A 24,556-nucleotide genomic window follows, 5' to 3' on the forward strand; every position below is an offset into this window, starting at 1 on the left:
CATGGGTACTTATGTCTTGAAACGAATAATCACCATCGTTCCAATCTTTCTTGTGGCTACTCTACTTACATTTGGAATGATTAATTTATCACCAGTAGATCCAGCTGAGGCCTACTTTACTGCTGCACATATCCAAGCAACAGATGAGATGTTGGAACAAAAGAGACATGAGTTCGGCTTAGATCAACCGATCCATATCCAATATGTGAACGCCATTATTAAGATATGCCAACTTGACTTTGGCATATCTTATGTTACGAATAAACCTGTATGGGAAGAGATTTCTTCACGAATGCCAGCAACTATTCAGTTAACTGTAGGTAGTCTTTTGATCGCGATCTTAGTAAGTGTTCCTATTGGTTTTTTAGCAGGTATAAAAAAGAACAGTGGAATTGACCATTTTAGTCGATTCCTCTCTTTTATTGGAGCATCCATTCCATCGTTTTGGCTTGGATATTTATTCATCTTTTTCTTTTCTGTAAAACTAGATCTTTTCCCAGTAGAAGGTACGGGAACTTGGAAACATTTAATTTTACCTTCACTTACATTGGCTTTTCCTTTAATAGCTTTATATACTCGACTTCTACGTGCAAGTGTTCTGGAGAACTTAGAAGAGTCTTATGTGCTTTTTGCACGGACGAGAGGGATTCATGAAAACATCATAATGGGAAAGCATGTATTAAGAATTGCCATTTCTCCTATGATTACTGGGCTAGGAATGAATTTAGGGAACTTAATGACTGGAGCTATCATTGTAGAAGCAGTCTTTTCATGGCCAGGGTTTGGACGATATTTTATTGAGGCTATTTTTAACCGTGATGTTCCTGTTATTCAAGGCTATGTGCTATTAGCAGCGGGTTTATTCCTTATAAGCAACTTAATTGTCGACCTTATACAAATGTATATTGATCCACGTATTTCTAGAAAAGGAAGGCAGTATCAATGATAGCAATGTTTCGTGGTATATTAAAAAGTCAAAAAGTGATTTTCATATGTTCCCTAGTACTGTGCGTGTTATTTTTGATCACGATCCTTGCTCCGTGGCTTGCGCCTAATGACCCTATCGCTGTCAATTTAGCTCATAAGCTACAGAAACCTTCTTTGGATTACCCATTAGGAACTGATCATTTAGGTCGATGTACGTTATCGCGTATTCTATATGGAGCGCGGATTTCGCTAGGGTTTGCTACGCTGATTTTTATTTCAGCTTTAACTATTGGGTTGATTATTGGTATTATTGCTGGGTATAAAGGTGGTTGGGTTGATCAATTATTAATGAGATTCGGTGATGGTCTGATGGCGATTCCAAGCCTTTTGTTTGTTCTTGGTTTTGTTGGCATTTGGGGAGCAGGTCTTAAACAAGTCGTTTTAGGATTAATTCTCGTACAATGGGTTTATTACGCAAGGGTAATTCGAGGGATGGTTCTAAGCCTGAAAGAAGAGAACTATATTACTGCAGCTAGAATTAGTGGTTCTTCTACATGGACTATAATGAAAAAACATATTATACCTAACGTCCTTCCATCGCTAGCGGTCATGGGAACATTAGAAATGGGTTGGTCGATTATGAATTTATCATCCATGTCCTTTTTAGGTTTGGGTGTGCAACCTCCTACACCAGAGTGGGGGGCGATGATTCACGAAGGGAAATCATATATCAGAACATCTCCAGCATTAATGGTATACCCGGGTTTAATGATTATGCTAGTCGTTGTTACCTTTAATTTATTAGGTGAATCACTATCCGAACGATTTGGAGTTAAACGCCGCTAATATAAAGGACGGATAATAATGGAAATGAAAGAAAGAAATATTCTAAATGTAAGAGACTTACATGTTCAAGTAAGAACTCAAGAAGGTTACTCCACGCTTGTTCATGGTATTAATTTTGGTATTGAAGAAGGTAAGATCCTAGGTCTTGTTGGGGAAAGCGGTAGTGGCAAAACTGTTACAAGTATGTCTATCCTACAGTTACACAATAGGAAAAGCATGAATGTCAAAGGGAGCATCACACTAAGAGGTAGGGAATTGAATGGCTTAGACAATAAAGAAATGCGGAAAGTTCGAGGTAAGGATATTGCATTTATTATGCAAAATCCGATGAATGCTTTTACTCCCGTTTTTACAATAGGGCATCAATTTATTGAAACAATTAAAGCTCATACAACACTAAATAAAAAGCAAGCAAAGGAGCTTGCAATTGATGTGATGGAAAGTGTAAATTTGCCTGCTCCTGATAAATTATTGAAAAACTACCCTTTTGAATTGAGTGGGGGGATGCTTCAACGAGTGATGATTGCCATGGCCGCATGCTTACAACCCTCCGTTATTATTGCAGATGAGCCAACTACAGCTCTTGATCTTCATAGTCAATTATTAGTACTTCGTTTATTAGAAAATATTCGTTCTGAATATGGCACAGCTATTTTACTTATTTCTCATGATCTTGGAGTCATATCAGAAATGGCAGATGATGTAATCGTGTTGCAACATGGAAGAATTATTGAAACCGCAAATGTAATAGAATTATTTGATAATCCAAAACATGAGTACACGAAAAAGCTGTTAAGGACAAGGCCGACTTTATATTCTCAAAAACAACCCTATACCTATACGTTATGATAGATCAATTGCATCTTTTAAGGGGTGAAACCATTGAGCTTATTAGAGGTAAAACAAGTAAATCTAAGCTTTAATACTAGGGTGATTTTTAAAGGAAAGGATCAACCCAATAAAGTTCTTAATAATATTTCCTTTGCTATTGAAGAAGGAACATGTTTAGGGTTAATTGGTTCAAGTGGAGCGGGTAAAAGTACCTTAGGAAAAGTGATTCTCGGGATTCAACGTCCACAGCAAGGCCAGGTTTTGTTTCAAGGAAATGATATCTATAAATCTGATAAGTTAACTCGACAAAAATTACGCCGTGATCTGCAAGTTGTTTTTCAAGACTCCTATTCATCGGTTAATCCGCGCATGACAGCTGAACGTATTATAAACGAGCCATTAGAGAATTATGAAAAACTAACGAAAGCAGAACTAAGAAAAAATGTTATTGAGTTATTGGAAAGAGTAGGATTAAGCGAAAACGACTTGAAAAAATATCCGAATCAATTTAGTGGCGGACAATTACAAAGGATTAATATTGCAAGAGCAATTGCTCTTAAACCGAAGTTAATCGTACTTGATGAATCAGTAAGTAGTTTAGACATGGTGACACAAAGCTTAATTTTAAAACTATTAAGCGAATTAAAAGATGACTTCGGGTTATCTTATCTTTTTATTACACATGATATTAAAGCTGCTTTTTCAATTTCTGATCGTATAGGTGTTCTTGAGAAAGGTGAATTAATTGAGCTTTACGATTCGAAAGACCAATTTTTTTCCTCCAAACAACCTATAGTTAAACGATTAAGAGACTCCATTCTTTCTGAGCACCCACGTTTTCGTACACTTACGAAGAATGGTATAATGCAAAGCATATAAATAAAGATTGAAGATGCAAAATCAGAAATAGTACGAAGCATTAATGTCACAACCTTTTAAATTCCTGTGACATTTTTGTTGTTTAAAGGGGAAGTTCTATGAATCTACAAAGCTCTATGGTTTCAAACCCAATAAAGACATCTTTATCGAATAAACAATACATGGTATTAGCTATTCCCATTATTATATCTCAGATGACAACACCTCTTCTTGGAGCAGTTGATACTGCGGTAGTTGGTCAGCTTCCTAATCCAATTTTTATAGGTGGAGTGGCCGTTGGTAGTTTAATATTCAATACTTTATATTGGGTGCTTGGTTTTTTAAGAGTGAGTACATCAGGTTTCACTTCTCAAGCGCACGGTGCTAATAATCATACTGAACTACTCTACTCCTTATTAAGACCGATGTTAATTGCGACGGTGATTGGTATACTATTTATCCTTCTCCAAGAACCTATTAAATGGGCAGCATTAAAGATTATAAACCCCACGTCTAATGTAGCTGAACAAGCAGCATTGTATTACGATATTCGTATTTGGGGTGCGCCTTTTGCACTGATGAGTTATGTTATTTTGGGATGGTTAATTGGCTCGTCACATGTAAAATTAACTGTATATATGCAAATAGGGATGAATTTAGTAAATATAGTATTAGATGTTGTGTTTGTGAATGTTTTGAATATGGGAGTTACTGGTGTGGCTTTAGCAAGTTTAATTGCAGAAGTCGGAGTAACATTGGTTGGAATTTTCATATTAATAAAATTAAAGTTAGTAGATATCACAGAAATCCATCTAATAAAAAACATTTTTGAAAAAACAGTATTTATGAAAATGATAAAAGTAAACCGTGATTTGTTTATTAGGTCGATTTGCTTGTTAACTGTATATACGCTTTTTACCGCAAAAGGGGCACAGATGGGTGAAGTGGAGCTTGCAGCTAATGCAATTTTGTTTCAAATACATTTTATTATGGCATATGCCTTAGGTGGTTTTGGAAATGCGAGTAGTATACTAATTGGTAGAGCTATCGGTTCAAATAACAACCAATTATTTGTAGATACGTTAAAGGTATCTGCAAAGTGGGGAATAATATCAGGTATTGTTTTGGCATTGTTTTTATTTATTTTTTCTTCTGTCATATATCCTCTGTTTACTTCAATTGAAGAAGTAATACAATGTATCTTACAATACCAAGGCTGGCTTTTATTATTTCCTATTGTAGGATTTTGGGGAATTATCTTAAATGGTGTTTTTTCTGGAGCAACAGAAGCAGCTCAAATTAGAAATTCACTAATGGTTTCTATGATTCTATTTATTGTATTAATATACGTACTCATTCCGATTTTGGGTAATCATGGGCTGTGGATAGCATTTACCCTATTTACTTTATCCCGTTCGGTTGTTTTAGGTTCTTATTTACCTAAGTTGTCAAAGAGGTTGTTTTAAAGGAAAAAGTGGTATGTGAAAATATAACAATGCTAACATTTTGCTAACAGTCAAAAAATGAGGTTTCTCAAACCAGAGGGACAAACCAGAGGGACAGGTCCGTTGGCTCATTTGTATAGGGCAGGCGAGCCACGGGACCTGTCCCTCTGGTCCTCTCAAAAGCTTAATTGCCTTTCCTCTTCTTATATCTGACCATCCTACTTCTACCTCGATTTCTTTTAAACTCTTTTATTTTATTCAACATCTTCTCATCTTTTAATATTTCAAAAAGGACAAGAAATGGATTACAGTTTGCTTCGAAGATCCAAGGCTTTCCTTCTATATCAATTCCGATATCTAATCCAAACACTCGTTGTTTAGGGTAATATCTTGATAATTGTTTGGCTGCTAGAAGTGCAATGTTCTCAATTTCTTTAATTAGGGCATTGCTATCAATGGTTTTTATATTTGATTCTTCAAATGCAGCTTGAACATGCAATACTCTCCCTGCAGCATTTGTTACAAAATAGTTTTCGGCTGCGACTTTTGCAACCATCCCAGTGACAGCCCATTTACGAGAGCCTTTCTTTCGTTGAACCATTACTCGTAAATCAAATGGAGCTCCCTTTATTTGACCTACTGTAACTGCTTGCTGAACAATATTTTCTTCTTTAATTAAATAGCGTTGAACATTTTGAAAGGTTTGTTCTTTCCCGTTAGTTCGAACCTTATTCATTTCAGACCAAAATTCGTATTCGTTATCCTCAGCCTTTTTTATATAGGTTACACCTCTGCCAAAGCTCCCCATACTAGGCTTAACAACAACTTTACCGTATCGCTCCATTAAATCCCAAAAGGTTTCCTTATCTAAAAGTGTTGTCTCAGGAAGATAAGGCTTCAGTTGTTCATTTTTAATGAGAGCTTTATGTTTCGTCCATTTGTCCATTGAAAATTCCATTTATCTTCACTCTTTTCACAAAAGTATTTCTATTATATTATTCAAACCACTCATAAACTCTTGTGTTAAAAACTAGTTTAATATAACTTTGGACAAAGTAATTATTTTCGAAAATTTAATCTATGAACCTAGTATGATTCCGTAGCGAAAATATATATGTAGTAATAACAATGAAAGGAAGTGAATAAATTGGCTAAAAGACCATTTTGTCCTCGTTCTTTAGGGTTCTTTTTCTGGAATGGGCGTAGAAGGGCCAGAGTTTGGTACTGATACATTTTCCGATGCTGAGGTTTGTAGTGCTGTACAGTGTATCAGACAAAGATCTGAATTTTTCGACGGTATTCTAGAACCAATAGTTGCTTGTCCGGATGTAGGCGAACCATGTCCGAATACTGCAGCACTTGAAACTTGTGCAACAGAGATTCGCGCTCTATTAACAGAAGCTGGGGCTGCAGCTGCGTTAGCAGTAACATGTCCTGGAGCTCCGCAAAATATCCTTGGGAATCTAAATGCAATCCTCCGTCAATATCTTGCAAACCTATTAAACACTTGTATCTCTACTAACACAGAGTTTGGCTGTGTAGGCGGCGTATTATTGAGCTATGTCGTAGACCTTACTTCTGCGCAAGCAGTAGCTTTAGGTTTTGATGCAGATGATTGCGTTACAGTAGGAGAAATTTTGGCTCTTGCTGAGGAAGTACTTGCAGCATGTGGTCAAGGGTTCTCGGAAACATTCCGTGAAACACTTGCATTAGTTCTAGACCGTATGGCACAACCTGCTGGAGCTACTATTATCGAACCAGTATTCTGTTAACTAATATAAGTTTACCAATCAAAAAGTGGTGCCCCCTTAGGGGCGCCACTTTTTTGCTATTCATTGTAATTATCAATTAAGTGTTCCATGAAGGCATTTGCAATCGGGCTTAATTTCTCGTTTTTTCGATAAATTAACCCCAATTCTTGCTTAGGCAATTCGTCTAGTATAGTAAGTGTTTTTATTTTATCATTCTTCATGTTGATAATATAAGAATGAGGGAGTATGCATATTCCTTTGTTTTGGACGGTCATTTCTATAAGTGAAAATGTATCAGATGATTCTACTACTGGTGTAAGGGGAATACCTTGCTTTTTACAAAAGTTATCTACTTCTTTTCGTAACCAATAGTTTTTTTGCAATAAGAATATAGGTTCCTCAATTATTTCAATCAATTTTATTGAAGTTTTTTTTGCAAATTTATGGTCCTCTGCGATAACTACCTTCATTTCGGAGCTGAACAATTTCTTTGTTTCAAGCTGCGGCTCTTCCGTTGGCAGGAAAATAACCCCTAAATCAAAATTCCCATTTACTACTTGTTTAACAGTCTCAGTAGTAGTTGTATCTATAACAGAAAGTGAAATTTTGGGGTATTGCTTATGAAAGGAAAGGATAGATGAGTGAAGTAATAAATTACCTGAACATCCAATCGTTAGTTTTCCTCTTTGAAATCCTTTTAGCTCCTTTATCTCTAACTCAGCTTGTTTTAATTCTTGAAAAATTTGTTCAGAATGTTTTAGTAAAATTTTGCCAGCTTCAGTAATTAATATTTTTCGGCCGACACGTTTAAATAACTGCGTTTCTAATCGATCTTCTAAAAGCTTTATCTGCTGACTTAGGGTTGGTTGACTTATTCCTAACTTTTCAGCAGCCTTCGTAAAATGTAGCTCCTTACATACTGCCATGAAATATTCTAGGAGACGAAGTTCCATAATATACACCTTTTCTAATATAACTATAGTTAAAACCAATCAAATGAATAGATATAATAGAATTGTACTATGGAATTACCCGTTATACAATTAATTTATCAAAAATTTCCGATAATTAATGAAAGGGGTAAATAGATCATGTCCGAAAACTATACAACGAGTACGGCCTTTTTAGAAGCCTTACAAGAAGCAGGGGTTTCTTATATATTTGCAAACCTTGGCAGTGATCATCCAGCTATGATCGAAGCATTAGCATTAGCTAAAAAACAAAATAAAAAATTTCCTGAGGTTATTACATGTCCGCATGAAATGGTTGCTTTAACTGCAGCAAGTTCATATGCACAAATGACTGGTGAACCACAAGCGGTTGTAGTTCACGTTGAATGCGGAACACAAAACCTAGGTGGTGCCATTCATAATGCAGCAAAAGGAAGAATTCCGGTTTTAATTTTTGCTGGTGCATCACCATATACCCAGGAGGGAGAACTGCTAGGGAGCAGAAATGAATTCATTCATTGGCTTCAGGACGTACATGACCAACGCGGAATTGTAAGGGGTTACACAAAATACGATAACGAAATAAGAACGGGAAGTAACGTAAAGCAGCTTGTTCATAGATCCTTGCAAATTGCGAAAAGCAACCCAAAGGGGCCTGTCTATTTAGTTGGGCCTAGAGAAGTAATGGAAGAAACAACTCAAAAAGTTAATATTGACACAAATCAGTGGGAGCCGCTTGCATCTGCAGCACTTCCAGCAGAAGATGTAAAAAATATTGTAGCTGATTTGAAAAAGGCAAAAAAACCACTAGTTATTACCTCATATTTAGGAAGAGAACGAGAAGCTGTTGAAGAGTTAGTAAAATTATGTGAGTCACTTTCAATTCCGGTAATTGAATCGGTTCCAAGCTATATGAACTTTCCGGGTGATCACTCACTTCACTGTGGGTACCAATGGTGGAATTCTCCAGACAAAATAGAACTGTTAACGGATGCTGACGTAATTCTCGTGTTAGATAGTGACGTACCTTGGATTCCAATGAAACATAAACCAAATGGGGATTGTATTATTTACCATATTGATGTTGATCCGTTAAAGCAGCAAATGCCGTTATGGTACATTAAATCGAAGAGATCTTTTTATGCCGATTGTAAGATTGCATTAAGGCAAATCAATGAAATGCTAGACAACGAGAGCTTAGATAAAACGGAAATTGTAACAAGACGAGGAAAGATATCAAACATTCATCAACAACAAGTTGAAGAAGAGCAAGAACTCGAGCAAATTAATTCTGAGTATATTACACCAGAATATCTCACCTCTTGTATTCGTGAAATTGTTGATGAAAATACAATTATTTTAAATGAGGGGATTTCCAATTACCCTATCATATATAAACATATTAGGTCTAATAAACCCGGTTCTATCATTAGCAGTGGTGCGGGTTCGCTGGGCTGGCATGGTGGGGCAGCAATTGGGGTAAAGCTTGCATATAAGGATAAAACAGTTATTTCTTTAACTGGTGATGGATCGTATATGTTTAGTGTACCTTCAACCGTTCATTGGATGGCAAGAAAGTATAATACTCCGTTTTTAACAGTTATCTATAATAATAGAGGCTGGAAATCTCCTAAGCTATCAACATTAGGTGTTCATCCTGATGGCGTTGCTAATGAAATGAGCGAGTTTCATGTAGATTTTGGTCCTGTGACAGATTATGCGAAAGTTGCTGAAGCTGCAGGCGGAGCATATGCACAAACAGTAAAAGACCCTAAAGACGTAAAGGGAGCTCTACAAAATGCTTTACAAGCCATTAAAGAAGGAAGAGCAGCTGTGCTAGATGTGTATTTACCTGCCATTCATCCAGAAAAGGATGTAGATTTTGGCGATAAAGCTGTTACCTTGATGAAATAAATAGTACAAGTGTGGTGGTAAGCCCACCCGCTTTTCTATCAGTTACAGAAAGCGTTTTCTAAAAATTAAAAATAAAAATATGGGGTGTATTTTATGAGTAATGTAGAAGGATTAAACAAAAGCTTTTTAAATGGTGAGTCTGTAGAGAGATTAAACAAAAGTTTTATCAATGGTAAGTGGGAGGAAGGTTTAAGCAGCAGATCCTATGATATTGTAAATCCTTATGATAAATCTGTGATTACATCTGTGAAATTGGCAACATCCAAACAGGTTGAGGAAGCCTTTGAGTTAGCTGCGGAAGCTCAAAAAAGCTGGGCAAAAACAACCGTTGAGGAAAGAAGAGAGGTTTTACAAAAGGCAGCGGACTATTTAAAAGAAAATCATGATGAGATTGTTCAAATCTTAAGTAGAGAAACAGGTGGCACTATATTAAAGGCGAATGTAGAACACCACCTGACTATGGAATTTTTGGAGGAAGCAATAAAATATGCTGATGAGGTGGGTACATCTCGCGAAGTACCAGGTGGACCTGAAGGGAAGGTTAACAAAATCTATCGTCTGCCATTAGGAGTTATTGCATCGATTTCTCCATTTAACTTCCCTATGAATCTATCAATGAGAACAATTGCCCCAGCGATTGCATTAGGCAATAGCGTTGTACACAAGCCTGATATCCAAGTTGGTTTATCTGGTGGTGTTATTTTGGCAAAAGCATTTGAATTTGCTGGTTTGCCAAAGGGTGTGTTCAATATGATTCTAACGGATATTGAAGAAATTGGCGATGATATGCTGACAAATCCTCATTCTAAGTTAATTAGTTTCACAGGATCCACTGCAGTTGGTAGACACATTGGTGAAATTGCCGGAAGAAACCTAAAACGTGTTGCACTTGAATTGGGTGGTAATAGTCCTTTAGTTGTATTATCAGATGCTGATGTTGATCAGGCTGTAAACGCAGCGGTTTTTGGAAAGTTCATTCACCAAGGTCAAATTTGTATGATTATTAATCGTATTATCGTTCATCAAGATGTTTATGATGAATTTGTTGAAAAATTTGTAGAGCGGGCTAAAGCCCTTCCTTATGGGGATCAAACAGATCCAACAACAGTAATTGGGCCGCTTGTGAATGAACGTCAAATGGAAAAAGCACTCAACTTTATTGAGCAAGCGAAAAAAGACGGTGTAACAGTCGCATTGGAAGGTAAAAAGGTTGGCAATGTATTAACACCAACTGTCTTCACTGATGTAGACCCGTCTAGCAATCTAGCTCAAAGTGAGCTCTTTGCGCCAATCGCAACGATTATTAAAGCGCAATCAGATGAGATTGCAATTGAAATCGCAAATAATACAGAACACGGCTTAAGCTCAGCTATTTTCACAAAGGATTTAGAAAAAGGGGAAGAGCTTGCACTACAAGTGGATGCGGGTATGACACATATTAATGACCAAACTGTAAACGACGCACCAAATATTCCATTTGGAGGAAATAAATCGAGTGGGTTAGGTCGTTTTGGTAACCCTTGGGTAGTCGGAGAGTTCACGACTACGAAGTGGGTATCTGTGCAAACAAAGTATCGCCAATTCCCATTCTAAAATAACTCTACCTTTAAATGAGTGACCGACGGAAGGATGAAGGTAATGAGAATTGCAATTGCTGGTGCAGGAGCGATGGGAAGTCGATTTGGATATAAGCTAGTTGAGACAGGTCATGACGTATTACTAGTTGATAGCTGGGAGGAACATGTTCGAACCATACAAACAAACGGTCTACTAGTCAAAGAAGACCATGGGATGAAGTCAGTTAAAATAAAAAGTGCACTTCCTCAAGAAAGTGAAGGAGAATTTGATCTTCTGCTTATTTTGACAAAATCGATGCAAACCGACCAAATGATGATGAACTGTCAACATTTAATCAATTCTTCAACATCCGTTTTAACTTTACAAAACGGTCTTGGTAATATCGAAGTGATTGAAAAATATGTTTCCCGTGATCGTATATTTGCTGGAGTGACAACATACGCAGCAGAAGTGCTTGGACCAGGTAAGGTCCAAGCACTTGGATCCGGAGATACAGAGATCATGCAAATTGACGGTAATGACTCTGCAACTGTTAAACTGATAGCGCAAGCATTAAACGCAGCGGGTGTGCGTACAGAGATATCCTCCAATGTTTTGGCAAGCATTTGGAAAAAAGTCTCCTTTAATTGTGCGCTGAATCCAATATGCACATTAATGAATAATACTGTTGCGACTGTTGGGTGTTATGAGGGTATTCAAGATTTTGTCGCTGGTATTATCGATGAAATATTACTAGTGGCTAAGTCGGAAAATATTGACATCGAAAAAGAATCAATCATAACAATGGTGAACAGTGTATTTGATCCGAAGATGTCAGGTCACCACATCCCATCGATGCTACAGGATATATTGAACGGTAGACAGACGGAAGTGGACTACTTGAATGGTGCGATTGTTCGATTAGGAGAAAAATATAATATCCCTACTCCAAATAATAAACAAATTTGGCATTTAATTAAAATGTTAGAGCATACAACGAAAACCCCATATATCCATGAGGTTATTCGTTGAGATGGTCGCATAATTTTTGTTAAGGGCCCGGTTAAATGTTCAAGTAAACCATTATAGTAAAAACCAATGAAAACGATAGATACAACATAATTGTAATATAATGGGATAGTATATATAATTAATTCTGAATATTTATTAATTTCAAAATAAATAAATATATCAACTATTTTACATCTACTGATTTACTTTAAGGGATCCATTTGCGGCTAATTATAGGGAAATAGGATAATAGCCTTTATATCTTAAAGAACAGGAGTGGTAAGAAAGTGAAGAAAATGGTGAGATTTAGTTTTGTCATACTTACTGTATTAAGCATGTTAGTTATTGCAGCTTGTGGAAGTAGTTCATCTTCGTCATCATCTAGTGGGGCCGCGCAGCCTGAAGGGAGTAATGAAAAACAAGAAAACAATTCAGAAAGTACTGGTGAAGATGTGCTAGTTTTAAAGTTGGGTCACATTTCGCCGGAAAATACGAATGCACATCAAGCTTCTGTAAATTTTAAAGAATTGGTTGAAGAAAAAAGTAATGGGAAAGTAAAAATTGAGATATATCCATTTAGACAATTAGGTGGAGACCGTGAATTATTAGAACAAATGCAGTTTGGAACTTTAGACTTTGGTTTAATTAATGCACCGCCAGTATCCGGATTTGCACCAGAAACAGCTATAATGGATTTGCCATTCCTATTCAAGAGCTGGGATCATGTAGAAAATTTCTTAGCAAATACAGAGGTAGCTGAAGAGTATAAAAGTTTGACTGAGTCTGCTAATTTGAAAACGCTATCCCTTATGGCAAGAGGATATAGACATATCACAAATTCAAAGAAACCAATTGAAACATTAGAAGATTTAAATGGTCTAAAAATACGAGTAATTGAAAGTCCGATTTATGTACAGTCCTATCAAGAGCTAGGAGCTAGTGCACAGAGTATGGCTTGGGCAGATGCTTATACTGCACTAGAGCAAGGAGCAATTGATGCTCAGGAAAATACGCTAGATATCATTTTGAAGGAAAAAGTGCATGATGTTAATAAATATGTATCAAAGACAGGTGTTCAATTTGTATTTTCTTTCTTAATGGCGAGTCAGCAACTGTTTGATAAATATCCAGAGGATATTCAACAAATTATTAAAGAATCTGCAATGGAGGCGATGGTTGACGTAAATATAAACAATAGAAAACAAATGGAGCAAATGGAAGAAGAGTTAAAAGGATTAGGCATGGAATTTAATGAAGTAGACAAAGCTCCGTTCATAGAAAAAGTACAACCTGTATACGATAGTTGGAAAAAGGAATACGGTGACGAGTTGCTTAATAAAATCTTGGAATTAGAATAATTAAATATTGCTTTCATGGGGAACTGTCGACCTCTCTTAAACTATTATTTAAGAGAGGTCTTATCCCTTTTTTGGTTTAATGCATAAGGAAATAGGAAAGAAGGGGGTAGAACGATAATGAGCTTGTTTAAAAAGATAAGTAATGGTATCGATGCTTTTGTACGAGGAACAATTACTATATTTTTGGCAATTATGACTGTTGTACTTACTATTCAGATAGTGGCGCGTTTTGTTTTCCAATCTGGTACGATTTGGTCAGATGAACTATCCAGGTATCTAATGGTTTGGATGGTATTTTTAGGAGCGGCTGTACTAACGAAAAACGGAGGTCATATTACTGTCTCTATCATAGAAGACTATTTTCCTTCCACTACAAAATGGTTAGCACCCATTCAAAAGATAGTTTCTTTTATTTATGCAATTATCCTAACGAAATATGGTTTTGATACACTCCAGATTGTTGGGCAACAAATTTCACCCAATATGGGGATTTCGATGGGGATCGTATATTCTATTATTCCGATTTTTTCTATTATCATGATCATCCATATACTATTTGATTTTAAAGGTAAAATTAACCGAGAAGAAGGGATGGGTGGATCATGATTACATTATTCTTCTTAAGTGCAATTATATTATTTTTAATCGGCGTTCCGATGGCGGTAACACTAGGTGTATCATCAATTATTTATATATTATTAGCTGGGATTACTCCAGAGATAATGGTCCAAAAGCTCTTCACCGGTATTGATGTTTCGTCGTTAATGGCGATTCCATTTTTTATTTTGGCGGGTAACTTAATGTTAACAGGGGGATTAGCACAGCGAATTTTAGATTTAGCCAACTCGATGATCGGGAATCGAACTGGAGGACTTGGAATGGTTACCATCCTAGGATGCATGTTCTTTGCCGCTATTGCTGGAAGCTCAATTGCTACAGCAGCTGCGCTCGGGACATTGATGATCCCTGCTATGGTTAACAAAGGATATGATCGAAACTTTGCTACCGCTATAGTTGGGGCGGCCAGCCCGATGGGAGTTATTATACCTCCAAGTATTACCTTGATAATTTACGGTTCTTTATCTGGTGCTTCCATTTCAAAATTATATCAAATCGGAATTCCTGCCGGTATTTTGGTTGGAGTATGTTTATTAATAGCTGTTTATTTCATTTCAAAAAAGCATGGATATAAAGGAACGGATGAACCGTTCAGCATGAAAGCCTTTCTTTTGGCATTCAAAAGATCACTCTGGGCATTGGGCACGCCAATCATTTTAATGGGGGGTGTATTCTCGGGTGTGTTTACCCCAACTGAATCAGGGGTTGCAGCAGTAATTTACGCCATTTTAGTTGGTTTATTTATTTACCGAGAGTTAAAACTGAAGGATTTATGGCCGATATTTATGGATTCTGCAAAAACAACGGCATCTATTATGTTTATTATTGCCAACGCGTCTTTATTTGCCTATGTTATGGCTTATGAAAGAATTCCAAATAATATAGTTTCACAATTTTTATCGTTATCGGACAATCCTCTGATTATTTTATTAATTATTAATATCATTTTATTAATCTTCGGGACATTTATGGACACAATTGCAATCCTAGTTATAGTAGTGCCATTGTTTTTACCGATTGTTACACAAATGGGGATTGACATTACGTTATTTGGGATCATTGTAATTGTAAATACGGCAATTGGTATGGTTACACCACCGTTTGGGGGTACTTTGTTAATTGCATCAAGTATAGGTAAGGTACCTTTGATGAGTGCTGCTTATCGAGCATTCCCTTTAATTATGGCTTTAATTGTCTCGTTAGGTGTTATCACTTATCTTTTCTAAGATAATAGAGTATGCTCATAAAATAGCGCTCTAAATCATAAGTAATGCAGGAGAAGAAGTTTATTAGAATGTTGGTGCCAGACGTTTCGTGAGTCTGGCGCACTTGCATTCATTTTTCTATTATTGAGGATTCTTAACGTAGCGGTAGTTTTGTCAGCAAGTAAGTTGATATCTTCTTTTTATAAATGTGTTTCTGTTTCCTCTCCTTCTTATATGATCTCTTCTATACTCTTTTACCTTGATCCACAAATGCCAATATATAATCCGAACCCTTATTCAGAAACATCTGTAACTCTAGGTAAAATTTAATTTAATAGAAATAGTTATTTTTGTTTAGATGTCTCGTTGTTAAGGATAAAAATTCCACCTCTATTTTTAGGGAAAACAAAGGATATTAGAGGTTATAATTAGAATTTATATAACAAAGCTATTCAATCTTTTGTAGTATGTGTTAAAAGAATTGATAACTAACTAAGGAGTAAGATATGAAACAAAACGTAGACCAATCACATTATCTAATTCAAAAAATAACTGGAAATATAGAAAAAGTTATTCTTGGTAAAAGTGAGGAAATAAAACTAAGTTTAATCGGGTTATTAGCGCAGGGGCATGTATTGCTAGAAGATGTTCCTGGTGTGGGGAAAACTATGATGGTTCGAGCGCTAGCAAAATCGATAGATGCCACATTTAAAAGGATCCAATTTACACCTGATTTAATGCCATCAGATGTAACAGGAATATCCATTTATAATCCAAAGGAGCTACAGTTTGAATACCGCTCAGGTCCAATTATGGGTAATATCATCTTAGCTGATGAGATAAATCGAACATCTCCAAAGACACAGTCAGCGTTGTTGGAGGCAATGGAGGAAGGAAACATTACAGTCGATGGTGAAACAATGATGCTACCGAGACCGTTCTTTGTAATGGCTACACAAAATCCAATTGAATATGAAGGAACCTACCCGCTGCCCGAGGCGCAGTTAGATCGATTTTTATTAAAAATTAAAATGGGTTATCCAAAGGCGCTTGAAGAAAAGCAAATGTTAAATAATATTGCACGTCAGCATCCAATTGAGCAAATTCAGGCGGTAATAACATTAGATGAGTTAGTAGAGCTACAGCAAGTAGTGAAACAGGTTTATGTTGATGAAACGATTACGGGTTATATTATTGAAATTGTTAATGCAACGAGAAATCATCCGTTCCTATACTTAGGTGTGAGTCCGCGTGGATCGATTGCTTTATTGAGAGCAGCACAAGCCTATGCATTTATTAACGGTAGGGACTATGTTATCCCAGACGACATAAAATATTTAGCTCCTTTTGTATTTAGTCACCGACTAATATTAAATTCTGAAACAAAGTATAAAGGTATTTCCGCAAAAGACATTCTTAAGGAACTATTAACCAACGTACAAATACCTCTTTATAAAGGCGGTAGACACTGAAAATGAAAAAACTAGTAAACCCATTGAGGTTAGCGAGTGGAATGGTTGTTATGTTAACAACATTTGCCGCATTATACTCTTATGCGATGTTTCAGGGAGGGTTTGTAAGCTGGTTCTTATTTTATAGTTTTTTACCATTTTTGTTCTATGCAAGCATACTTTTTATATATCCACTTAGATTATTTACGGTTGAAAGAATCATGGATAAAAAGATCTATGAAACTGGAGATCCACTTACTGTTGAAATAAAAATAACCCGTCGTTTTCCTTTTCCGCTGAATTACTTAATTATTGAAGATTATTTACCAAGTTCTCTGAAAACAGACAATTGTAAGGTGATGGTATTTCCTTTGTTTAAGAAATGTTTAAGTCAGACAATCATGATTGATAGTTTGCCACGAGGGGAGCATGTATTCAACGAGCTAAAACTAACCACCTCAGATTTCTTAGGATTTATAAAAAAGGACTTACTAGTAGAAGTTGAAAATAGAATTGTCGTTTATCCAAAAGCATATGAAGTAAATCTATTTGCTTTGCAAACGGAACATGAGGAAGGCTCAGTTACCAAAGGTTTTAACAAAAAGGAAACGGTTGTTCCGGCTAGCATTAGAGAGTACCAACCAGGCGATCGATTTTCGTGGATTAACTGGAAAATGACTGCAAGGAAAAATACTCCGATGACAAAAGAGTTCGATAGACATGAAGATCAGCAAGTGCTTGTACTGATGGACCGATCGGATAAAATGAATGAAGATTGTTTTGAAAGAATTGTTCAGTATACTGCATCTTTGCTGAATGCGTTGTATCAATCCTCTATTCCGACGGGGCTTATCTCGATAGGCTCAGATATTAAATCTTTTCCGAGCACAAAATCTATTGAAATGAAACAGCAGATGTTTTATCACTTGGCTACTGTTAAAAATGATTCAATAACGGACTACCCAAATGCACTTGAGAGGGAAGTTTCCCTTCTGCCCTCTAGGGGAACGCTACTGTTTGTCACAGATTACATGACAAGTGATCTGGAATACTTGCTTAAAAGATTAGCCATGAGATCTTTCAAGTTAATTGTTATTTTAATTACACCTGAAAACAAAGAAAAAGCTAACTACCAAATAGGTGAACGAATTATTGTTGTTTCCGGCTTGAAAGATGAAATGTCAGCTGGGGTGAGAACAGGATGACACCTACTAGGAGAATATCAGTCTACTACTTTTGCATTTATTTATTTGGCTTTCTATTGTTTTGGGAATGGCTTCGCCCGCTTGAAGTGGTAACTGATACAGCCAATAGCCACTTTTTTGTTATTTTCTCAGCTCTTTCATTTTTACTATATTATTTAAAACTGCCATTTTGGCTTGCTTTTGTACTTCGTATAGTTGGGATTTTTTATATTCTACATTCAATATTTTTCGAAGGATCGTTTATACAATTTGAATGGCTTTTGCAGTTTTATTTTGAGATTGTAGATAATGTAGTATATATTGCTAGCTTTAAATGGTGGGAAATGTCCGATTTATTTAGAAGTTTTTTATTTCTATTTTTACTATGGTTAATGTGCTACCTAGTCCACTATTGGTTAATACACATCAAATCAATTGCAATATTTTTTATATTAACGCTACTGTTTGTCACCATTTTAGATACATTTACAAAATATGATGCTAGTGTTGCCATTGTAAGGATTGTTATTACTGGATTTTTAGTGTTAGGCATGTTACAGATGCTCCAAATAAAAGAAAAAGTTGGAGTTTCTATCCGTCCTTTTTGGATTATATCATTATTAATAATGATAGGCATATCAGTAACAATTGGGCTTATGTTACCTAAACAAGGGCCGTACTGGCCAGATCCCGTACCTTTTATAAAAAGTGCTGCCGGTGGCTATAACGGTACGGCTATTAATAAAATTGGGTACGGTGTGGATGACTCGAGATTGGGTGGTTCTTTTGTAAACGATGATTCTGTAGTATTCACAGCTGAAGTGAGTGAGGATCATTATTGGCGTGTAGAATCAAAGGACTATTATACAGGTAAGGGCTGGGAGGTTTCTGAAGAATACGGTAGACTACTGCTTGATAAAAGTAATATTCACTTAAATATGTTGGAAAATGTTAATGTAGATAAAAAATTAAAAACGAACATTAATATTGCAAAGATGGGACCACATTCACATATTGTGTATCCGACTGATTTAAAGTCAATCCAAACTGACAAAAAGGTCGAATTTCAAGTCGAACCGTTAACTGGTAAGCTTCACGCTACACTTAATGGCTCGCCCACAGAACTAGCACAATACTCGATGACATATGATTATCCTGAGTTTCCGTTAGCGGCTTTGAGGCTTGCGAATGAAGGTGATCGTTCATCTATTATGGAAACATATACTCAATTACCAGAGCAGTTGCCGAACAGAGTTAAGGAATTAGCAATAGAAATTACGAAAGATTTAACTACAAGATATGATAAAGCAAAAGCTGTTGAGGGTTATTTTTCATCACAAGGTTTTGCATATGCAACAAAGGATATCCCTGTTCCAAAAGAGGATCAAGACTATGTGGATCAATTTTTATTTGAAACAAGGAAAGGGTATTGTGATAATTTTTCCACTTCAATGGTCGTCTTGTTAAGAGCTGTTGATATTCCCGCAAGATGGGTAAAAGGCTATACGCAGGGAGACTTCGTAAAATCGATTAATTCAGAAACAAACTTATATGAGGTGAAAAACTCAAATGCACATTCATGGGTAGAGGTTTATTTTCCTGGAATAGGATGGGTACCTTTTGAACCGACGCAAGGTTTCTTAAGTCCCTATTCCTTCGTCCAAAATGGTGAAACACTAGTAAATAGTGAAGCAGAAGAAACCTTTCTCCAAGAAGAGGGGCAAAATGAAAACGATGAGATGGCAGAAGAGGAAATTGAAAATAATACAACCATTGAAAGTAGCAATCGTGGTGCATTACAACAGCTTGGTCTGTCATTACGTCAGATCATAATTTCGATAGTAATCCTGTTTCTGCTAACTGCGGTTATACTTAAAACAAAAAGAAGATGGTATCCGCGTTGGATTATTTTCAACTATCGATATTTTAATAAAAATCATAGATTCGAAAATACATTTCGTATTCTTGTAAAGCTTCTCGATTATTATGGACTACCAATAAATAAAGGTGAGACATTACGTGAATATGGTGTTCGAGTAGATGAAACCTTAGGGACATCTGAGATGCGAGACATAACAAACATCTATGAAAAAATGTTATATTCTCAATACCAAAATGGAGTAGAACAGCAGAGTGACTTAAATGAATATTTGAAATATTTGGTCAGGAAAATAACATCTTGACCATTTTTTCTGTGGTTGGTATGATGAAAAACGAACAATAAAGTTTTAGATTTAAATAATGTTCGTGGTTATTTGTGGATTTGATTATATATTAAAAGAAACCTTCGTATATCCTCGATAATAAGGTTCGAGAGTCTCTACCGGATCACCGTTTAAATGATCCGACTATGAAGGCAGATCTAGTAAAAGCTAGAATTCTGCCTCTATATTGACTACAATATATAGATGGTGAATTTTAGCTTTTTTGCGCTTTAGATTTTTTGAGTTATAAAGATAGCGAAAAATAAAACTCATCCTTCTATTAGAGAGTTTGCAGCCTTCAGTTTGGTGTTTATTACTGTTATTTTAGAAATTATTTAAGGTAATGGCCAAATCGTGAATGATGCATTTTTCTAACGTGAAAAATAAATTGATACATAAATTTAATTTTAACAATGAGGAGTGGAAATTGTGGAAATAAGAGAACAGGTAAATGAAATGATTTTAGTGCTTGATTTTGGAAGTCAGTATAACCAATTAATCACTAGAAGAATTCGTGAATTTGGGGTATATAGTGAACTGCATGACCATACGATTACAGCAGCAGAAGTTAAAAAAATTAATCCTAAAGGTATTATTTTCTCAGGTGGTCCGAATAGTGTATATGGTGAAAATTCATTTAGTGTAGATGAAGATATTTTTAACCTTGGTATACCGGTATTTGGAATTTGTTATGGTATGCAACTAATGACACACCATTTAGGTGGTAAGGTTGAAAAGGCCAAACATCGTGAGTATGGTAAAGCGACTATCGAAATTAAAAATCAATCAAAATTATTTGCAGATTTACCTAACGAGCAAGTGGTTTGGATGAGTCATGGTGATCTAGTTGTTAGTACTCCAGAAGGGTTTGTGGTTGATGCCACGAATCCATCATGCCCAATTGCTGCTATGAGTGATGAATCAAGACGTTTTTACGGTGTTCAATTCCATCCAGAAGTACGTCATTCAGAATATGGTAATGATATGCTGAAGAATTTCGTATTCGGTGTTTGTGAATGTGCAGGAACATGGTCGATGGAAAACTTTATTGAAATCGAAATGCAAAAAATTAGAGAAACAGTTGGCGATAAGCAGGTTTTATGTGCCCTTAGTGGCGGTGTAGATTCTTCGGTTGTTGCGGTGCTTATCCATAAAGCAATTGGAGACCAATTAACTTGTATATTCGTAGATCACGGCTTGCTTCGAAAAGGAGAAGCTGAAGGGGTAATGAAGACATTTAGTGAAGGTTTTAATATGAACGTGATTAAAGTAGACGCTAAAGACCGTTTCATGGAAAAATTAAAGGGCGTTTCTGATCCGGAGAAAAAACGTAAGATTATTGGTAATGAATTTATTTATGTATTTGATGATGAATCAACAAAGCTAAAAGGGATTGAGTTTTTAGCGCAAGGTACATTATATACGGATATTATCGAAAGTGGCACAAAAACAGCGCAAACGATAAAATCCCATCATAATGTAGGTGGATTACCTGAAGACATGAACTTTAAGTTGATAGAACCATTAAATACTTTATTTAAAGATGAAGTTCGCGCCCTTGGTACAGAACTGGGTATTCCTGATGAAATTGTTTGGAGACAGCCGTTCCCGGGTCCAGGCCTAGGTATTCGCGTATTAGGTGAAATTACTGAAGAAAAACTAGAGATTGTTCGTGAATCAGATGCTATACTTCGTGAAGAAATTAGACTAGCGGGTTTAGAACGAGATATTTGGCAATACTTCACTGTACTTCCTGATATTCGTAGTGTAGGTGTAATGGGAGATGCTAGAACATATGATTACACGATTGGAATCCGTGCTGTAACATCAATTGATGGTATGACATCCGATTGGGCTAGAATTCCTTGGGAAGTGTTAGAGAAGATCTCAACAAGGATAGTAAATGAAGTCGCGCATATTAATCGCGTTGTTTATGATATTACAAGTAAACCGCCAGCAACAATTGAGTGGGAATAATGGCTTGAATCGTCAAAACACGAATAATATAGAAATTTCAATAAAAAATGTTCGTTTTTTTTATTGACGCACTGTAGTTAAATTGATATTATGTTAATGAACTAATATAAATCAATAATACGTCGTATAATATCAGGGATATGGCCTGAGAGTTTCTACCAAGCTACCGAAAATAGCTTGACTACGAGGTGTGTGATAAAAAAACAGTGAACACTATGTTTGTTTGAATTTTTTTATCTCAAACCTCCGTAATTGAAGCGCTCCTCAGGAAACTGAAGGGGCGTTTTCTATTGCACTATTTTTTATTTAGGAGGACGTTTAGTATATGAAAAAGTATTTTCAGTTCGAGGAACTAGGAACAAATTACAAAAGGGAATTTATTGCGGGTTTGACTACGTTCTTATCAATGGCTTACATCTTATTTGTAAACCCGAATGTATTGTCACTGGCAGATATTCCGGATTTACCGCCTGAAATGAGAATGGATGGTAATGCGGTTTTTGCAGCTACAGCTATAGCAGCAGCGATCGGGTCATTGTTAATGGGTTTAATTGCAAAGTATCCAATTGCATTAGCACCCGGTATGGGACTTAACGCATTTTTTGCATATTCTGTAGTATTAGGTATGCAAGTGCCTTGGCAAACAGCGCTTTCGGGAGTATTGGTTTCAGGGTTGATATTTATATTGTTAACCTTAACTGGTGTACGTGAAAAAATTATTAACTCGATTCCTGCAGAATTAAAATTTGCTGTAGGTGCAGGGATTGGTTTGTTTATAACGTTTATTGGTTTAGTAAATGCTGGTATTATTGTAAATAATGACGCTACACTTGTTGGTATTGGAGATTTAACAAACGGAAATACGTTACTTGCAATTTTTGGGATTGTTATTACTGTTATTTTTATGGTTCGTGGAATCAAGGGTGGTATTTTTTACGGATTAGTCATTACAGCGATTGTAGGTATGATTGTAGGGCTTGTAAATGTGCCAACTCAAGTAGTGGGGGCTGTTCCGAGTCTTGCTCCAACGTTTGGTCAAGCATTTTTGAATTTAGGTGATGTATTTACAATTCAGATGATTACAGTTGTACTAACGTTCTTATTCGTAGACTTTTTTGATACTGCAGGTACATTGGTAGCTGTTGCTAATCAAGCTGGATTAATGAAGGATAATAAACTTCCGCGTGCTGGTAAAGCATTGTTTGCGGATTCAGCGGCAACTGTTGCAGGTTCGGTATTGGGAACTTCAACTACAACATCATATATTGAATCAAGTGCAGGTGTAGCAGCAGGAGGAAGAACTGGGTTTGCATCTATAGTAACAGCGGGATTATTCTTGCTAGCGTTATTCTTTTCTCCGTTATTGGGAGTGATTACTTCTGCGGTAACGGCTCCAGCATTAATAATAGTTGGTGTTTTAATGGTTTCATCATTAGGGGAAATTGATTGGAAGAAATTTGAGATTGCTGTTCCAGCGTTCTTGACAGTAGTTACAATGCCGCTGACATATAGTATTGCTACCGGTATTGCAATAGGATTTATCTTTTATCCGATTACAATGATCGTAAAAGGACGCGCTAAAGAAATACATCCGATTATGTATGGGTTGTTTATAATATTCCTTCTTTACTTTATTTTCTTAGCGTAAAAGAATAATTTAAACAGGTATTCTCCACAATGATTGGAGAATACCTGTTTTTTTGGCTCTAGTAAATAATGATGGTGATTTCCGCTCAGGGATGTTCCATGGATACCATGGGATGGGCTGTGGGTCTACTCTTCGCTAACGTTTCTTCTTGTGTTGGGGCGCGCGGATATCCCGATATACCCGCAGGAGTCTCGCGCTTTTGGTTCCGATCAACACCAATTTAAAACAACGCAAAGTTTATCGTAGCATTTGCATTAAAGATAAGGGTGACCATTTGATTATTTTGATACTAAAATGAAAAGGCTGATAGTTCATTGTTGCAGAAAGGTTATATTCTATAATTTTTTGGATTGAAGAAAATGCGGATGTGAAATGTTATTGTATTATTTAATGAAATACAAATACTTATTTCTTCTATTCATAAAAGGTTGCAAAGAACATCATTCTTGTATTTTAAAAGTTGAGTATTTTTGTTGACTTTATAAATTAACGATGGTATATTAGAAAACGTTCTGTTGAAAGTATTAAAACTAGTCAAAAAAACATAAAACAAAAGTGTTGACTTCCGCGAAACAGAATGATAATATAGTGAATGTCGCTAACGTGACTTATTCACGAAGAATAGTAATTGTTTTAATTATATGCTCTTTGAAAACTAAACAAAATGTCAAGCGTGCAAAACAAGTTGAACTACGTTCAACAACCAAGTCAGTATATTAGTTTGAGCAATCAAACCCTTTTCGGAGAGTTTGATCCTGGCTCAGGACGAACGCTGGCGGCGTGCCTAATACATGCAAGTCGAGCGGATGACGAGGAGCTTG

The 24,556-nt window shown here is 36.1% G+C and carries 19 protein-coding genes, 1 rRNA gene and 2 riboswitches; of the genes, 18 read left to right on the forward strand and 2 right to left on the reverse strand.

Going from position 1 to position 24,556, the window contains the following annotated elements; all coding sequences use genetic code 11:
- The first annotated feature begins 1 nt into the window (after position 1).
- From nikB to C1724_RS24900, 5 genes are all read left to right on the forward strand, one after another.
- Positions 2-946, forward strand: a complete 945-nt coding sequence (gene nikB, locus C1724_RS24880; protein WP_102349673.1) for a nickel ABC transporter permease subunit NikB — start codon at positions 2-4, stop codon at positions 944-946.
- Positions 943-1,773: a nickel ABC transporter permease subunit NikC gene (gene nikC / locus C1724_RS24885; RefSeq protein ID WP_102349675.1), complete on the forward strand. Its 831-nt coding sequence runs from the start codon at positions 943-945 to the stop codon at positions 1,771-1,773. Before nikB ends, nikC begins: the two co-directional genes overlap by 4 nt.
- An 18-nt stretch (positions 1,774-1,791) precedes the next feature.
- Positions 1,792-2,622, forward strand: coding sequence for an ABC transporter ATP-binding protein (locus C1724_RS24890; RefSeq protein ID WP_102349677.1), 831 nt, complete (start codon positions 1,792-1,794; stop codon positions 2,620-2,622).
- A 33-nt stretch (positions 2,623-2,655) separates the two neighbouring features.
- Positions 2,656-3,483, forward strand: a complete 828-nt coding sequence (gene nikE, locus C1724_RS24895; RefSeq protein WP_102349679.1) for a nickel import ATP-binding protein NikE — start codon at positions 2,656-2,658, stop codon at positions 3,481-3,483.
- A 98-nt stretch (positions 3,484-3,581) separates the two neighbouring features.
- Positions 3,582-4,928: an MATE family efflux transporter gene (locus tag C1724_RS24900; protein WP_102349681.1), complete on the forward strand. Its 1,347-nt coding sequence runs from the start codon at positions 3,582-3,584 to the stop codon at positions 4,926-4,928.
- 163 nt (positions 4,929-5,091) lie between these two features.
- Here the strand turns inward: C1724_RS24900 and C1724_RS24905 are convergent, their stop codons facing one another.
- Positions 5,092-5,865: a YheC/YheD family protein gene (locus C1724_RS24905; RefSeq protein WP_102349683.1), complete on the reverse strand. Its 774-nt coding sequence runs from the start codon at positions 5,863-5,865 to the stop codon at positions 5,092-5,094.
- A gap of 238 nt (positions 5,866-6,103) precedes the next feature.
- On the opposite strand from C1724_RS24905, the gene C1724_RS24910 reads away from it, so the two are divergent.
- Positions 6,104-6,679, forward strand: a complete 576-nt coding sequence (locus C1724_RS24910) for a hypothetical protein (protein WP_102349685.1) — start codon at positions 6,104-6,106, stop codon at positions 6,677-6,679.
- Positions 6,680-6,735: 56 nt separating this feature from the next.
- On the opposite strand, the gene C1724_RS24915 is transcribed toward C1724_RS24910, so the two are convergent.
- Positions 6,736-7,611 (reverse strand): LysR family transcriptional regulator, encoded by an 876-nt coding sequence (locus C1724_RS24915; protein WP_102349686.1) that lies wholly within the window; start codon positions 7,609-7,611, stop codon positions 6,736-6,738.
- Positions 7,612-7,749: 138 nt separating this feature from the next.
- Here C1724_RS24915 and C1724_RS24920 point away from each other — a divergent pair, with 138 nt between their 5' ends.
- The 12 genes from C1724_RS24920 to C1724_RS24975 all read left to right on the forward strand — a co-directional run.
- A complete protein-coding gene (locus C1724_RS24920) occupies positions 7,750-9,522 on the forward strand; it encodes a thiamine pyrophosphate-requiring protein (RefSeq protein ID WP_102349688.1) in 1,773 nt (590 codons plus the stop codon).
- 93 nt (positions 9,523-9,615) lie between these two features.
- Positions 9,616-11,115 carry an aldehyde dehydrogenase family protein gene (locus tag C1724_RS24925; RefSeq protein ID WP_102349690.1) on the forward strand — a complete coding sequence of 500 codons (1,500 nt, stop codon included), beginning with the start codon at positions 9,616-9,618 and terminating at the stop codon, positions 11,113-11,115.
- 45 nt (positions 11,116-11,160) lie between these two features.
- Positions 11,161-12,111, forward strand: coding sequence for a ketopantoate reductase family protein (locus tag C1724_RS24930; protein ID WP_180994440.1), 951 nt, complete (start codon positions 11,161-11,163; stop codon positions 12,109-12,111).
- Positions 12,112-12,386: 275 nt separating this feature from the next.
- Positions 12,387-13,448 (forward strand): TRAP transporter substrate-binding protein, encoded by a 1,062-nt coding sequence (locus C1724_RS24935; protein ID WP_258000530.1) that lies wholly within the window; start codon positions 12,387-12,389, stop codon positions 13,446-13,448.
- 117 nt (positions 13,449-13,565) lie between these two features.
- Positions 13,566-14,054, forward strand: a complete 489-nt coding sequence (locus C1724_RS24940; RefSeq protein ID WP_102349696.1) for a TRAP transporter small permease — start codon at positions 13,566-13,568, stop codon at positions 14,052-14,054.
- Positions 14,051-15,292, forward strand: coding sequence for a TRAP transporter large permease (locus tag C1724_RS24945; RefSeq protein WP_102349698.1), 1,242 nt, complete (start codon positions 14,051-14,053; stop codon positions 15,290-15,292). The genes C1724_RS24940 and C1724_RS24945 overlap by 4 nt, the downstream gene beginning before the upstream one ends.
- A 485-nt stretch (positions 15,293-15,777) precedes the next feature.
- On the forward strand, positions 15,778-16,743 hold the full coding sequence (locus C1724_RS24950) for an AAA family ATPase (protein ID WP_102349700.1): 966 nt from the start codon (positions 15,778-15,780) through the stop codon (positions 16,741-16,743).
- 2 nt (positions 16,744-16,745) lie between these two features.
- On the forward strand, positions 16,746-17,927 hold the full coding sequence (locus C1724_RS24955) for a DUF58 domain-containing protein (protein ID WP_102349702.1): 1,182 nt from the start codon (positions 16,746-16,748) through the stop codon (positions 17,925-17,927).
- The gene (locus C1724_RS24960; protein WP_102349704.1) at positions 17,924-20,089 is read left to right on the forward strand and encodes a transglutaminase TgpA family protein; all 2,166 of its coding nucleotides are present in this window, start codon (positions 17,924-17,926) and stop codon (positions 20,087-20,089) included. The genes C1724_RS24955 and C1724_RS24960 overlap by 4 nt, the downstream gene beginning before the upstream one ends.
- Positions 20,090-20,173: 84 nt before the next feature.
- Positions 20,174-20,277: riboswitch (purine riboswitch) on the forward strand.
- A gap of 268 nt (positions 20,278-20,545) precedes the next feature.
- The gene (gene guaA / locus C1724_RS24965) at positions 20,546-22,087 is read left to right on the forward strand and encodes a glutamine-hydrolyzing GMP synthase (RefSeq protein WP_102349730.1); all 1,542 of its coding nucleotides are present in this window, start codon (positions 20,546-20,548) and stop codon (positions 22,085-22,087) included.
- Positions 22,088-22,189: 102 nt separating this feature from the next.
- Positions 22,190-22,291, forward strand: a riboswitch (purine riboswitch).
- A 121-nt stretch (positions 22,292-22,412) separates the two neighbouring features.
- Positions 22,413-23,735, forward strand: coding sequence for an NCS2 family permease (locus C1724_RS24970; RefSeq protein ID WP_102349706.1), 1,323 nt, complete (start codon positions 22,413-22,415; stop codon positions 23,733-23,735).
- 737 nt (positions 23,736-24,472) lie between these two features.
- Positions 24,473-24,556, forward strand: a 16S ribosomal RNA gene (locus C1724_RS24975); the annotation flags it as partial.

It is taken from the genome of Bacillus sp. Marseille-P3661 (genome assembly GCF_900240995.1).
Classification (GTDB): Bacteria; Bacillota; Bacilli; order Bacillales; family Bacillaceae_J; genus OESV01.